Source organism: Prevotella sp. E13-17 (assembly GCF_022024035.1).
Taxonomy (GTDB): Bacteria; Bacteroidota; Bacteroidia; order Bacteroidales; family Bacteroidaceae; genus Prevotella.
Map to the genome: position 1 here is coordinate 2686278 of NZ_CP091787.1, position 15826 is coordinate 2702103.

The window sequence follows — 15826 nt, forward strand, 5'->3', positions numbered from 1 at the left end:
AAAAAGAATAATAGTTATGAAACTGAAATATATAACAACTGTGGTCGCTATTGCCTGCGGAATGTTTTTCACGTCATGCGTGAAAGACTTGGAGGTTGAAAATATTAATCCCCAAGATCTGTCAGACTTCAACCAAGACTATATCTTCAACAAAATCTATAGTAATCTTGTTCTCACTGGACAGACAGGTCCTAATGGTAGTTCCGACTTGGACGACATCGATGAAGGTACTTCAAATATGACACGTCTTATTTGGTATCTTAATGTGCTCACTACAGACGAAGGACACTGCTGGTGGAACGACCCTGGTATTCCTGAGTTGAATCATAACTCATGGACAAACTCGAATGTGCTGACTAAGGCACTATATTACCGACTCATGTTTGGTGTGACACTATGTAATTTCTATCTGGACAGTGCCACGGGATCTGACGCAGTGACTCTTCAGAAGCGTGCCGAAGCTCGTTTCATGCGCGCATTCCATTATTTCTATCTGATGGACCTCTATGCCAATCCACCGTTCCTGACTAAATTGTCAAGCGAAAAAGCGCCTCAGATTCAGCGCGCAGACCTCTTCAAATATTTGGAAGGCGAACTGTTAGACATTATTGGAGAAGGCTCTGGCAATGAGGTATTAGCAGACGCGAAGGCTACCGACTATGGCCGTGCCGACAAGGCTGCAGGCTATCTGCTGCTGGCTCGCATGTATCTAAACGCAGAAGTATATACAGGTACTGCTCGTTGGAACGAAGCGAAGACCTATGCAGACAAAGCGATAAACACCAGCTATAAGCTTTGTACGACTCCGAAGAATGGTTTCAGCGCTTACCAATTACTCTTCATGGGCGATAACGACACCAACGGTGCTCAAGACGAAATCATTCTCCCTGCCCTTCATGATGGTGACAAAACCCAGACATGGGGTGGTTCACTCTACATGATAGCAAGCAACATGTCAGACAAGATGCGTGAAATGGATCTTTATGGTGCTACTGATGAAAATGGTGATGCCATCAAGGGTTACGGCACCAATCAGGCATGGGACCGTGGCGTACGCGCACGCAAACAGTTCTCTCAGGTATTCTTTGGCAGCAAATCATCCTCTGCCCCCAGTGGTCTTCCCAAGGACATCGTAACGAGTGCTGGAGACGACCGTGCTATTTTCTACACCACTGGTCAGACCATGAGTATCGAGACTGAATCATCTACAAGCAATGGTCTCGTCTATATGAAATACAACAACCTCCATGCTGATGGCACATCGGGACACGACCCCAGCGGTCGTTTTGTCGACACCGACTATCCCATGTTGCGTCTTGCTGAGGCATACCTCATTTCTGCTGAAGCCGATGCTCGTCTGAATGATGGAACATGTACATCGGCAGGCATAGAGCGTATCAAGGATTTGCGCAAGCGTGCCAATGTTAAGAGTTCCAACAAGTACGATGGAACAAGCCCGGAGGCTTTAACCAGTGTTACACTGGAGAACATCTTCCAGGAATGGTCACGCGAGTTTGGCTTTGAAGGAATGCGCCGTATGGTACTTGTTCGCTGGAACCGCTTTGCAGGTCAGAGCGACTATACTTGGGAATGGATGGGCGGAACAAAGGCCGGAACACAGTTCGACAAGCGCTTCAATATCTTCCCCATTCCTGACAGCGAATTGAATGCGAACCCCAACATTAAGCCTAATTACAATTAAGCAAACCTAATAATACTATACAGATATGAAAAAGTTAAGCATTATATTTTCATTGATGGTAAGTGTTTTCTTTATGGTAGCTTGTGATGCTGATCGCGATGACAATCCCGTCATAGACCTGTCAAAGACACAAGAGCCCATTACATTAAACACGCCGACGTTTGCCAATAGTACATACGACTTGGCAAACACAGACTCAGTGACGTTGACCTGTACGGCACCCAGCTACGGATTTCCAGCAACGGTGACATATGTTATACAGATATCAATAGATAGCGACATGTCTGATCCCAGTGAGCTGACAACAACCTATTATCAGAATAAGATGATTGTTCCTGGCAAAGAGATTGCCATGGCAACCACCAAGCAGATGATTAAAAAGAAAGGACTGAAACAGGAAGACTTCCCTGTTGAGACACCAGCTTACATACGTATCCGTGCTTACATTGCCGGAACTCCTGAAACAGAGACTACGTCAAACATCGTTAAACTGAACAAGGTCAAACTTAATTTCGCTCTGCCTGATGTTGTGATGCCTGACTCATTATTCGTCATTGGTACATTTAACGATAACGATTGGGAGAAAGCAGTCAAGACCATACAGGTCAACAACTCTACCCAGAACCATTGGCGTATGGTTTGGCTTGACAAGAGGGGTATTCGCCTCAGTCCAATTAAGGGAGAGCCAAACTTTGACGACAATATGATCACTCCAGTCTACAAATGTAATACACTTGGCTTCTATGTATCTAACGACGGACTTGTAACGACAGATACTCCAGGTTGGTACATTATGCTGGTTGAAGGCGTCGGCAATAATGAGAAACGTCAGTTAACCCTGACCTACAGATTCTACGAAGCTAATGTATGGCTCATCGGTCCTGCATTAGAAGATGTTCTTGGTGATGACATTAAGGACTTCTGGGTGGAAAAGACATTGAGAACCAACTATACAGACTATGTTAAGTTTACGGTTCCTACAACAATGAATGGTCAGTTCGTATCTCCCCCACTGCCAGGAGACGCCGAGGCTGACGATGGCGGTGTACGTGCATATGTAAGCATCAAGTGGGATTGGTGGCAAACAGAGTTCATGGCATATCCCAAAGACCGCACCAGCAGTTCATGTGTTATTAAGTACCGTGGTAATGGTGATGAGGTGAAACCGTTTGTCAGCGCAAGAAAAGGACAGCGTATCTATCTGAATTTCTGCGACGATACGGGTGAGATAAAAAATGAGTAGTAATATAATAACATAGAAATGATTATGAAAAAGATATTATCATTATTGATGCTCGTCATCGCAGGCTGGTCACTGACCGCCTGTGATGAAAGCCACAATGACTATCCGATGCCACCTGTTTACCCGCAGGAGCCCGTAATAACAGTTGACGGTTTCCAGGCCGCAGTTTCTGCCGCAGCCACAACCCCCATTGACTTAGGTGTCATGACGGAAGATGCTGTCAAGATGTTTACCCTTACCACAGGAACTCTACCCAGTGGAATAACTTTTGAGAATTTACGCATCGAAGCAAGACCTGTGGACAAACCTAAGTCACAGCCTCATGATGTTATGGCAACAGAAGACGGAAATGTCACTAAGGAGGAGCTTACTAATCTGGTGTATGCTTTCTATGGCAAAAAAGCTACAGAACGTACATTCACAGCTCAGGTACTGGCAAATGCAGTTCATGACAAAGAAGCGCAATTAATCTACCTGTCCGACCCCTTCACAATCAGGATTACACCTGAGAAGCTTGAAGATCCGTACTACTATCTGTTTGGTAAGGCAACAGGAAATGTGACGGCCGACAATGCTTACAAGTACGTCATGACTCCTATTGAAGGTAACGACATGGCATTCTCGTACACCACAAAGTATACCGCACGTACGGCTGGTGACATATTGGTATGGAATATCAGCTACTGGAAGAACGACTATCCTAAGAAGGACTTCTCTAAAGTCTATGCAACTGAAACCAAAAACGACAAGTCTATAAACGGAAATGTTGTTCAGGGCAACAAGGATAACTTCTTCATTGCTCCAACAGCTGAGTACTACACATTCACCATTGATCTGGAGGCACTTACCTTTAAGTGGGAAAAACTTGAGAACCAGAATCCTACCACTTATACCAGTATTGCCATGTTACTTGCCAGCGACAACAGCGAGATTGAACTCACTGCTGTTGATCCTACCAAGCATAATTGGTACTATCGTCATACATTCGCCAGCGACACTGACCTGAAGTTCCGTGCTAATCATAGCGATGACATGGTTTGGGGCTATGGCGAAAACGACAAGGAATGGAATGCCGGTATTGATTGGGCAAAGATTTGCACAAAGGACAAGAAGAACATTACTGTACCAGCAGGTACCTATGATGTTTACTTCTGTGACATCACTGGTGCAGCCCACTTTGTCCCCGTAGAATAGCAATCATCTGATTATCAATTAAAAGAAGTGAGGTGTGGTTAATGCAACCCACCCACTTCCTTACAACCTTAGAAACGCGAAAACGTTTGCATCTCGCTAATTACATTTTTTTTCAAGAACGTGAACACACATTCCAAAAAATATTTAATTTTGCCACAGAAAGGACATGACGCGTTAAAACAACAGAACATTAATTCTTACTATAATTATTAACTTTAAAACGAAACAATTATGAAGAAAATTTTTACGCTATTAGTAATGCTGGCAGCAGCCCTTGGCATGCAGGCACAAGACACATGGACCATTGCTGGTGATGCAGCTTTGATGGGTGATGGTTGGAATCCTGCTTCAGAGACTAACGTCATGACCACGACTGACAACATCCACTATACTTTGGTCAAGGAGAACGTGATGTTGAAGAAAAACACCTATTACTTCAAAGCTTGTGTCAATGGAGGTTGGCCTAATGCTATCGGTAAAGATGGAGTGAGCGGTGATGACGCTCAGAACGTACCCATTGAAATTGCAGAAAATGGTGCATACAAAATCACATTCTCACTTGATCTTACTGAGGGGAAAGTTGCGTTAAATGCAGTAGCCGAAAAAACCGGTGAATACGATGGGCCAACGGAAAGCACCGTAGTCCTCGCTGGTGCTACCGCAATTTTTGGTGAAAGCTGGAAAGCAGATGCTGAAGCTAATACAATGATTACAAAGGATGGTATTCACTATACTTTGCAAAAAACTGATGTCATTCTGGAAGCATATGTTAATTATGAATTCAAAATTGTAGTTGACGGACAATGGAATGGTAATGCTGGCGAAGGCAAATTTGCTTCAAAAGACGAAGAGGGAAAAGATTATCCCAACATTATGATTGCAGTTGAAGAGAATGGTAAATACACCATTAGCTTTAGCGTAGACCTTGAGAACAGAGAATTTACCGTGGAAGCCACAAAGACAGGTGATGTTATCATTGCTGAAAAGACTTGGACAATTGCAGGTAGCAGCGAACCTATCTTCGGTACAACTTGGGATCCTACAAATACAAAAAACGACATGGTTAAGTTGGAAGACGGCTCATTCGAACTGATTAAGCCTAACATCGAACTTGATGCAACAGAATTCCAATTCAAAGTATGTGCAAACCATAGTTGGGACGAGTCATATGGTGATGGTGGTGAAAACATGAGTTTCACAGTTGAGCTTGCTGGCACCTATGACGTCATCTTCACATTCATTCCTGACTCTAAGTTCCTCACAGTTGAATTGACGGAACCAGATCCAGCAGGAATTAGCACTGTAAAGACCATCAAAGCCAACAATGCTATCTACAACATGCAAGGTCAGCGCATCAATAAAGCATTCCGCGGTATCGCTATCCAGAATGGTCGTAAGATGCTGATGAAGTAATATACTAATAATCGTAAATCGATACAACTCGATTTACAACAATACATGAAGAGGCGGACATCCATGATGAGATGTCCGCCTCTTCTATATTACAGAACAACCGATTGCATATACACAATTAAGTTTTCACACTAAAAGAGATATAACCAATCATTAATATTCGTATATTTGCAAGACAATAACTATAAAGCGCGAAAACGATGAAAAAGCTACTACTTTCACTGCTAACGCTTCTTGTATCTTCACCAATGATGGCACAGGGTTGGCCATCAGAATACAAGGGAGTCATGTTGCAAGCCTTTTATTGGGACTCCTATAACAAGGCTTCAAAATGGACAAATCTACAAGCACAGGTTGACGAGTTATCACAGTATTTCCAACTGGTATGGATACCACAGAGCGGTAACTGCAATGGAAAATCCATGGGTTACGACCCATACTATTTGTTTCCAGGTACTGACCACTATACCAGCTCTTTTGGAAGCGAAAAGCAATTACGCTCAATGATTAGCACCTTTAAAGAAAAAAAAATAGAAACAATTGCTGATGTAGTCATCAACCACCGAAAAAGCGGAAGCGGATGGTTTGGGTTTCCCACAGAAACATATAACAACATCACCTACACGATGACCTCGACAGATGTCTGCAGCGACGATGACAACGGCAAGGCACAAACAGAAGCCACACGTCTGAAAGTGGCCCTCGGCGCTGCAGACACAGGCGAAGGTTGGGATGGCATGCGCGACCTTGATCACAAGAGCGAGAATGTTCAAAATATAGTCAAAGCCTATCTCCATGCGTTACTGGAGGATTTAGGCTATGCAGGCTTCCGCTATGACATGGTAAAGGGTTATAGTGGCACATTCACAGGCCTCTATAATAAAGACTCTAGCCCCAAATACTCGGTGGGAGAATACTGGGATGGAAATGCGTCAAATGTAAAATCATGGATTAACAGCACTAAGGTTGATAATGTCATTCAAAGTGCAGCTTTCGATTTTCCATTCAGATATACTGTCCGTGATGCATGCAATAATGGAAACTGGGCAAAACTAGCCAATAGTAGTCTTGCATCAGATGGCAACTACAGACGATATGGTGTCACCTTCATTGAGAACCACGACACGGAATTCCGTTCTGCAAATGCGCCACAAGATCCCATCAAAAAAGACACATTGGCAGGTAACGCACACATGCTGGCAATGCCAGGAACACCTTGTGTATTCTTAAAGCACTGGATTGACTGCAAGGAATTCATCAAGCCAATGATTGAGGCCAGAAGACTAGCAGGCATTAGCAACACCAGTAGTATCACACGACTAAAGAACAGCACCGCTTGTTATGCGTTCTCTACAGACGACCGTCTGATAGCCGTGCTTGGAAACGTATCAGACTATGCACCAACCGACAATGGATGGGTAAAGATTTTGGATGGCTACCATTACGCTTATTACATCCGCAATACAGTTGGAAATACAGCATGGATCAGTCATGCATCAGGCAAGTATCAAGGAGAGCAGAAGGTAATACTTGCTGCAATAACTACTCAGAATGCCCGCATAGTTTATACTACAGACGGTTCAACTCCTACGGCTTCGAGTCCTAGTGTAGCTAGCGGTGAGAAGATTACCATTCCTATTGGCACAACAACCTTGAAGGCTGCCATGCTTGTCAATGGAAACATCACAGGCGACATCATCACACGTGAGTATGAAGTGGAATATGTAGAGCCTTTCTCTATTCCGAGTTTCTGTACCGTAGCTGATGGTGAGGTGTGCGCCTTCTTCGAAGCTCCTATAACATGGACGAATACCATCAAGTGCTGGGCGTGGAACGCCAACAATAGCAACGCCAACTATACGGGGGGCACATGGCCAGGCGTTGAATGCACCAAGTTAGGAACGAACAACGGGAAGGATGTATGGAAGTGGACATTCAAAGCTACCGATTACAAGGGTAGCGGTAATGCCACCCAACCTACTCTTATCATTTTTAGTAGCAATGGTAACCCACAGACAGACAACCTGACATTCAAGAACGGAGGATACTACAATCAAGATGGCTTACGCGACATTGTCACAGGTATCGGTAACGTCGTTAATAAGCAACAAAACAGATTGCAACGATATTATACCATAGACGGTCGCTATGCGGGAAACGACAAATCCACACTGCCGCACGGTATCTTTATCACCAACGGGAAAAAGTTCGTACGATAAAAAACTGCAACCAGCCTGAATGATTTTGCATTCAGGCTGGTTGCTTTCATATTCCTCACTCGCGCAAACGTTTTCATTTTATCCTAGTCTCTTTTTGCACACACGACACATGTACTATCACAAAAAAAACTATTTTTGCTAAATAAAACTATAAGTACAACTAACGATTAAATTTTATCATGAAGAAATTCTACGCATTTATCGTTGCTTTACTATTTGCACAGTTTTCTTTCGCCCAATGGCCCGATAACTATGGTGGTGTGATGCTACAAGGTTTCTATTGGGACTCGTACGAAGATACAAAATGGACTAACTTGACAGCCCAGGCAGACCAAATAGCTCCTTACATAGACTTGATTTGGATTCCAAATTCCGGCAACTGCGGTTCCGGCAACAGGATGGGATACATGCCTATCTATTGGCTCAACCACATCAGCTCCTTTGGTGCAAAAGAGTCATACCTCACCACTATGATTAACACCTATAAGGAAAAAGGTGTAGGTTTCATCAGTGATGTAGTCATTAACCATAAGTCACCCCGAGGAGAAAATGGTTCATGGATTGACTTTGTTAATGAGGAAAGAGCGGGAATAGTGAATTCTGACGTAACCTACAAATTAACATGGAGCGGTGCTGACATTTGTAATAATGATGACGGAGGGTATGTCAAAGAGAGGGGATGGCCAGTGACTGGTGCTGATGATACGGGTACAGATTTCAGTGGCGGTCGAGACTTGGACCACACGTCTGCCAACGTACAAAAGAACTGTAAAACCTATCTGGACTTCCTCCTCAAGGAGTTAGGCTATGTTGGTTTCCGCCTTGACATGGTGAAGGGCTACGCCCCCCAATATACCAAGATGTACAACGAACATGCCAAGCCTCAGTTCTGCGTAGGTGAATATTGGGACGGCATTGACGCCATTAAGTGGTGGATATCAGAAACAGGATGGACCTCGGCAGCATTCGATTTCCCATTAAAATACCAAATCAAAGAAGCCTTTGGCGACGGCAATTGGAATAAGTTGCAAGAAGCAGCCCTATCTAAAGATGATAGTTATAAACGCTATAGCGTATCCTTCATCGACAACCATGACACATTCCGCGATGAGGATGGTAACCGTTTACGTAAAAACGTGATTGCCGCCAATGCATATATTCTGGCATTACCTGGAACACCATGTATTTTTCTTAAGCACTGGAAGCGCTATCCCATTGCTATTGGCAACATGATTCTTGCTCGTAAAGCTGCCGGTGTAACAAACCAAAGTGGCATAAAACAGCTAGAAGTTGTTGATGGTGGTGTTATTCTGAAAACACAAGGTTCCGTAGGAACAGTTGCAGCCTATTGTGGTTCAGCTGCCAGTTATGGTACTCCCGACGGTTATCAACTGATTAGTAAAGGCGAAAACTATGCTTTCTATGTCAGCAATAATGTTACCGTCAACGGACTTCGTTCTGGAGTGGACTCCAATGGTGAGGATGTCTCAGGTCCTGCCACAGCCTATGTTGCCTGCGACGAGGCTCCCTACCTCTATGCATGGGACAACAACAACCAGCCTATCAACGCCAGTTGGCCCGGCACTCTGATGAGCGAGACAACAACTGTCAAAGGTCGAACTTTCTGGAAGCACACCTTTACAGAAAGTCCTGTTAATATTATCTTTAACAATGGAGCCGCTGTTCAGACGAACGACCTGGTGCTACAGCACGACAAATATTTCACTTTCGACCTCGACAACGATGACAAGAACACAAACTATACAGATATTACTAGCGAATACTACACGCCAGAGCCTGTTGTTCTGCCAAGTTGTGCAAAGGTAATCAACAATAGAACGTACGTTTACTTCCGCGGTAATATGGACTATGACGAGCCATACGTTTGGGCTTGGTCGGAAGACAAGAATTTCTGCACGAATACTGATTGGCCTGGAGACCGTATGACCAGAGTAGGACGAGACGACCAGAAACGTGACGTATGGTGCTGGGAAGTGAAGTTAGGAGAAAAGATGCCGACTAAGATTCTATTTAGCAATCACGGCTACCCACAAACTTCAGACTTTGCATTTGAGAATGGTGGTTACTACACCGTCTTTGGCATTCAAGGTGTATTAAATGATATTCAACAAGTCAAAGCCACAAATGTTTCAAAGCATGGAGCGATCTACAACCTCGCAGGTCAGCGCATCAATGCTAACTTCCGCGGCATAGCTATTCAGAATGGCAAGAAGGTTATCTTGAAATAAAGTAGTATAGAACAATTGTAAAACAAGAAAAAGTAGTGATTCCAATCGAATCACTACTTTTTTATGATGGACCTCACAACAAACCAGCAATGCATGAGGAAGGTGCTGACATGGCCATAATGGCTCACCATCACGCGATAGCGCTCTTTCAGCGAAGCACGGTGGTTGGCCGTGGTGGCGCCCTCCTCGGTATAGTTAGCCACCACCATATTTATATTATAGAGCGGCAGTCCCATACGCTCGGCCTCACGCATCACACGGATACACCAATCTACATCGGCAGAGAAGCGATACTGGGTGTCATACTGCAGGTTCTTGGCTATGTCCGTGCGCACATAGAAAGCCTGATGACACACCAGCATTCCCTGCCGAAACGAACGCCACGACAGCTGCGCTGGCGGCTGCAAGCGCCGCGGACGCAGATAGTGCCCTTCGCTATCGACGATATCGGTATTGCCATAGAGCACGGCAGGCAGTTCGGCTGTAGCACACTCACTGAGTCTGCAGCGGTGCACTATTTGTTCGATCGTATCAGGTTGCGGAAAAAAGTCGCCCGCATTCATAAACACAACATAATCGCCTGAGGCCTGCGTCAACCCCTTGTTCATGGCATCATAGATACCGTGGTCGGGTTCCGACTGTACGATGACCTTATGATGATTGCCAGAGGCATCGCTCACTTCCTTGTAGCGCTGTGCCATGTTGACGGTGCCATCTGTTGAGCGCCCGTCAACGATCAGATGTTCCACGCCCTCGTAGGTCTGACTAAGCACGCTCTGCAGCGTTCGCTCCAGCACCTGCTCTGCATTATAAGTGATGGTGACAACAGTGAATCGAATCATAGCATCAAGTGTTTTTGAGCCAATACTTGCTGATAGACCTCGATATAGCGCACCATCACCTGCTGGGTAGCGTAGTGATGATGCACCTTCTTAACGGCCTCATTGCTCAGCAGGGCGCGGTCGGCCTTGTTCAGAATCCAGTCGATGCCCTTTGCCAGGTCATCCACCGAACGATAGTCGGCCACATAGCCATTCTTCAGATGATCTATCTCTTCGGGAATACCGCCTACACGAAAGCCCAGACAAGGCACACCGCATGCCATAGCCTCCATGATGGTGTTGGGCAGATTCTCGCTGAGCGAGGGCAACACGAACATGCTGGCCGCCCTATAGATGCGCACAATGCGCTGGCGGTCGCTGACATAGCCCATGGGATAAGCCGCAAAAGGCAGCTGTTGCGCCACCTCGTCAGCATGTCCGCCAAGGATGACGACCCCCGTATTCGCCTTCATCTCTGGTTTTTCGTCGGCCAGTTTTCTGCAGGCATCAACCAGATACTGCATGCCTTTATTGGGATTGGTAGCACGCTGACAGACAAACAAAATGAGCCGCTTGTCGGTGGGCAAGCCCTCTGCTACACATGCTTCTTCGCGCGAACCCGGACTAAACGTGTTCACATCGATGGGGTTAGGTATGCTGGTAATGGTCTGCCCTTGCAGCAACGCGCTGCTCTTAGCTTCTTGTTCCAGCCACTTGCTGCAGGTCACGAATGTGATATTCCCCTTCTCCAGCATGGCTTGTTTGTGTTTCCACACGCGTGCCGACAGGTCATGTTTACTTCCTCCGCCCGGCAAGTACTTACAGTTCATACAACCCGTGCGGAAGTTAGTACACCCCAGCGTCAGGTGGCAGAGGGCTGTGGCGGGCCACATGTCGTGCATGGTCCACACCACGGGCTTACCGCTACGCAGTATCTTCCCGATGACGTTCAGCGACAGAAAGCCTTGATTGATCCAATGCAGGTGAATGATGTCGGCCTCCTCGAACTCGGGCAACCGTGTGATGTCGGTGCCAGCATTGGCCAGGTCTATCTCGAACAGGTGTTCGCGCTTGAAATGCAGCTGACAGAACACCACGAAACGTTCCCAAAGAAAATACCATCGTTTCGACAGTTTACCTTTGAGCCCCACAACGCTGATGTCCTGAGTCTGTTTGTCGCGCACCAACATTTTGGCTTTAACACCATAATTATTAAGAGAAGTCATCAGACGGTTGGCAGCAACAGCCGCTCCCCCTGTCTTTTCGCTCGTGTTTACAATCAATACTTTCATAAGCAAAGACAAAGGTACTTACTTTTTCGTAACATTCAGCCATAATCAGCGTTTTTTTCGCTGTTATCGCACACAATTGGTTGATTTACGTCAAGAACATTGCATTTATTTCGAAAAATAATGCAATATATGATTGTTGATTCTAAAAAAGTGCGTACCTTTGCATCATCAAAAGGTTAATAGATTGTTTTAGGTTAGTAGTAATATTTATAGTTTTAGGTTTTTAGTTATTGGTAAAAGAGAAAGTTTTCAACTGTAGGATAACAGGAGGTCGCTGTGAAGCTCCCTTTTAAACTTTCAAATTTTTAGTCCTTTGTGGACTGAAAATTTCTTTTAGAGAAAAAGGATTTTTAGTTAAACATAGGCTTGTTCCGCTGCTGCTCGAGAGAGTTGCAGCGGACTTTTTTTTATTTATACCCCTAAAACGCTTGTCTATATCGCAGAAACATCGAAAGCCGCATAGGAAGCGATGGCTCGACCACCTACCGCAAGTGTTTCAGCAAGTAAAAAAGAATAGCGCCCCCAAACGACCCGTTTGGAGGCGCTATTCAAGTCGTTTGGCGGCCCCAAACCATCCGTTTGGAGCCGCCAAACTTATTCCGTCGTAATGTACCCTATATGACAACTGCCTTTCTTGAGCATTTTTCTCAGATATGCTTTAAGTGAAGCTGGTGTAACCTGCCTAACACAAGTCAAATCAAAAGGATCGTCAAGCTCATCGCCAAACTCACGATTCAGATAAGTATTACATGGATCCTGCTTATTTGCTTTTAAGAATTCCATCACCTGCTTATTAGAAGTTTCTATCTCCTTCACCGAGCTGTCTATGAGTTCTTGCGTTATCAAACCACCTTCTACCATATCATTGACCATATCTCTCACGTCTTGAGCAATGCGCTCACGCTGACTGGGGTCACATGTATAAAAAATAGGACAGTACAGACGAGGAATGGGTTGTACTATGGTAATCACACTACAAAAAGGTGAATACACATCACTATGCTGCTTACGTAGCACGTTGAAAAGAAGTTTTCCAAGAACTCTCTGCAGCACATTATTATGAGCATTTGTCTGTGGCGTATATTTGTATCCTTTCTCCCAAACATACATTATATAGGTCTCGCAATAAGGCTTATCCATTTCCACTTTTTCTACCAGCGTAGAATTACTAGTTTTATAGTGGTCTGAAGGCCATACCATTCGCTTCACGGGCTTTTTCTCCGATGGAAGAGTTGCAATATATTTCATAATAGATGGCATGATGCTGTCTATTTCGTAGTTTCCATGAACCAACAGCACAGAGCCATTATAATTAGATTTATACTTTTTCACTATCTGGCGGAAATGGTCTAAAGAGAATGCAGAGAGTTGATCAGCTGTCAGTGCATTGATTCTGTCAAGCGATGCACTTGGCAGATTTTTAATTTTATTTCTTGCCGTTATTAATGGGTTGTCACTTGTTGCGGTTTTTTCCTGAAGTTGTTTCAGACTCTTATTGAACTTAACCGAGTCCACATCAACATTGGTCAAGTTTAGATAGAAGCCTTTAAGACTTCCTTCGACAGCACTATGATCGTAAACTGTGATCTCGAGGTTGTCCTCATAATCGCCTGCAGAAAAATCAGGGAAGCTCTTATATTTGACAACACAATTATTCAGCATGTTTCGATAACCATACTCGTCGTTCTTCAACATAGAGAAACCTGATGGGCGACGAAAAGCAAAACGCAATTGGCTACTGCCTTTATCCTTCCATAAAACCACTTTTACACCATTCGGCAAAAAGACTTCACTGATACTATCATTCAGAACTTTAATCTTTTTCGCCAAAGGAGGAACGGTGATAACTTCAACGCTATCAATATCTTTCTCTTCCGGTTCACTTTCTTTCGTGTTTTCAACGCTGAGCAATTCGTCATCCGACATTCGCTTCACCCGTTCAATCACAGCCAAAGCCTCATCTTCCGTAGGCGCTTTCACATTGTCAGGAAACATCATTGTAATGAGCAGGTTTCGGTCGTCGGTCAGCTTGAGGAATTCTTGGTGCATCTGCTCTTGTGTCATCGTGGATACAATGTAACTATGCGCCACTTCACTTGCCATTGGCTGCTTAATCGTCTTTCCTTTTAGGAAGTTGTTTGTACAAGCTTTCATCAAATCTACGCTTGTGCGTTGTTTAGATGTGCGTTCCACAAAGGTTGTGTCAACCAGTATGAGGGCTGTCGTGTCAGCATTGAATTCAGGCATACTGACAGTGTAGGTCTCCTTCCATTCTTGATGAGTGAATCCCTTGCGGCGAATCAGTTCCACCTGCTTCATGAGTGTTTCCAACGTTGACTGCCACTGGTCAGGAGCACTCGAGAGTTTGAAAGAGAGAAGCTCTTGTCCCCCATCTACGAGCTCCATCTTTAAAGAAGAGTCAAAACTTGCCAATCCTGTGATTTGAGTTTGCAAGTCCCCAATTTTCCATTGCATAATGTTCGTAATCTTATCACGAATATAGTCTGTACGTATACCTCCAATTGTATGACGGGATTCAGCAGCCAACTCTGGAACATTCATCAGAAACGATACATCAAAAGCGTTTTGGGCTTTATCCTGATAGCAACGTAAACGGAGACCATTAGCATTAGGAATCTCGGAAAATGGAGCAACGACATGTTTGCCGCGCGCTCTGTCCCCAAAGTGTGCTTTCAGCTTATCCACCATTACGTCAGGGTCAACATCACCCACAACGATGACTGTCTGGTTCTGCGGCTCATACCAACGATGGTAGAAATCGCGTATCAATTGTGGCGAACAGTTTCTGATAATATCCATGTCGCCTATGGGACTACGTTTCGTATAGGCGGAATAATTAAAGATCTCGTTCAAAACTTGCTCACCAGAAGGCGAAGCCTTGCGCATTCTCCATTCCTCTACTATAACATTACGCTCACTCTCCACGTCTTTATCCGTGATGACAACATCATTAGCCCAATCGCGCATCAGCAGCAGACAGGAATCCAGCAGTAAAGTATTGTCTGCAGGAATATAGTGAAGCAAGTAGCGCACCGTATTGTATCCAGTAAAGGCATTGCTATCATGTCCGAACTGGATGCCGTTGCGTCGCATAAATTCAATCACACTGCTATTAGGGAAATGCTTCGTTCCCTTGAAAGCCATATGCTCTACGAAATGTGCGATACCCTGTTCATTGTCGTTCTCCACCATTGATCCGCCCTTGACAAGCAATTCGAAATAGACACGTTTTTCAGGATTATCACACCGACACACATAATAGGTCATACCATTTGCCAACACGCCCTTGCGCACAGTGGAGTCTGCTGGTATCACCTGCTGGTCAATCTTGTCCTGATGTGCAAACAACGTACACTCTTCTTGGGAAAATGCAACAATACTTACTAAAGTGAAAACAATACTTAAAAAAAATTTCATGATAGTTATTGGGTTTATATAAGATGATTTTAGTTTTTCTGTCTTTTGAGGCGCAAAGGTAACATTATTCCCTAAACAGACAAACAATTTAATACAATTTAATATATAAAGGCATCTCGTCATTTGCTTAAAGCGGCAGTTTTATAGTTTAAAAGCAACAGTTCTACAGTCTAGAAATGGCTGTTTTAAAGTCTAAAACCAAAACAACTGTTTTACGTTTAGCCCCTGGAAAGCCTGCTTCCAGCCCCTGGAAGC

At 44.5% G+C, this 15826-nt stretch carries 9 protein-coding genes; 6 read left to right on the plus strand and 3 right to left on the minus strand.

The genetic code is table 11. The features are described 5' to 3' along the window. Positions 1 to 16 precede the first annotated feature (16 nt). From L6472_RS10875 to L6472_RS10900, 6 genes are all read left to right on the plus strand, one after another. The gene (locus L6472_RS10875) at positions 17 to 1702 is read left to right on the plus strand and encodes a RagB/SusD family nutrient uptake outer membrane protein (RefSeq protein ID WP_237805012.1); all 1686 of its coding nucleotides are present in this window, start codon (positions 17 to 19) and stop codon (positions 1700 to 1702) included. 25 nt (positions 1703 to 1727) lie between these two features. Continuing rightward, a complete protein-coding gene (locus tag L6472_RS10880; protein ID WP_237805014.1) occupies positions 1728 to 2945 on the plus strand; it encodes a SusE domain-containing protein in 1218 nt (405 codons plus the stop codon). Positions 2946 to 2969: 24 nt separating this feature from the next. After that, entirely contained in the window at positions 2970 to 4139 is a 1170-nt protein-coding gene (locus tag L6472_RS10885; RefSeq protein ID WP_155808409.1) for a hypothetical protein, read from the plus strand. A 231-nt stretch (positions 4140 to 4370) separates the two neighbouring features. Beyond that, entirely contained in the window at positions 4371 to 5552 is a 1182-nt protein-coding gene (locus tag L6472_RS10890; RefSeq protein ID WP_237805016.1) for a hypothetical protein, read from the plus strand. 200 nt (positions 5553 to 5752) lie between these two features. After that, a complete protein-coding gene (locus L6472_RS10895) occupies positions 5753 to 7771 on the plus strand; it encodes an alpha-amylase family glycosyl hydrolase (RefSeq protein ID WP_237805018.1) in 2019 nt (672 codons plus the stop codon). 179 nt (positions 7772 to 7950) lie between these two features. Then, positions 7951 to 10020, plus strand: coding sequence for a starch-binding protein (locus L6472_RS10900; RefSeq protein ID WP_237805020.1), 2070 nt, complete (start codon positions 7951 to 7953; stop codon positions 10018 to 10020). Positions 10021 to 10073: 53 nt separating this feature from the next. Here L6472_RS10900 and L6472_RS10905 read toward each other — a convergent pair whose 3' ends face one another. The 3 genes from L6472_RS10905 to L6472_RS10915 all read right to left on the minus strand — a co-directional run bounded on the left by L6472_RS10905 (position 10074) and on the right by L6472_RS10915 (position 15571). Further along, the gene (locus L6472_RS10905) at positions 10074 to 10862 is read right to left on the minus strand and encodes a glycosyltransferase family 2 protein (RefSeq protein ID WP_237805022.1); all 789 of its coding nucleotides are present in this window, start codon (positions 10860 to 10862) and stop codon (positions 10074 to 10076) included. After that, a complete protein-coding gene (locus tag L6472_RS10910) occupies positions 10859 to 12133 on the minus strand; it encodes a glycosyltransferase family 4 protein (RefSeq protein WP_237805024.1) in 1275 nt (424 codons plus the stop codon). Before L6472_RS10910 ends, L6472_RS10905 begins: the two co-directional genes overlap by 4 nt. A 594-nt stretch (positions 12134 to 12727) precedes the next feature. Beyond that, positions 12728 to 15571 carry a M16 family metallopeptidase gene (locus L6472_RS10915; protein ID WP_237805026.1) on the minus strand — a complete coding sequence of 948 codons (2844 nt, stop codon included), beginning with the start codon at positions 15569 to 15571 and terminating at the stop codon, positions 12728 to 12730. Positions 15572 to 15826: the final 255 nt, after the last annotated feature.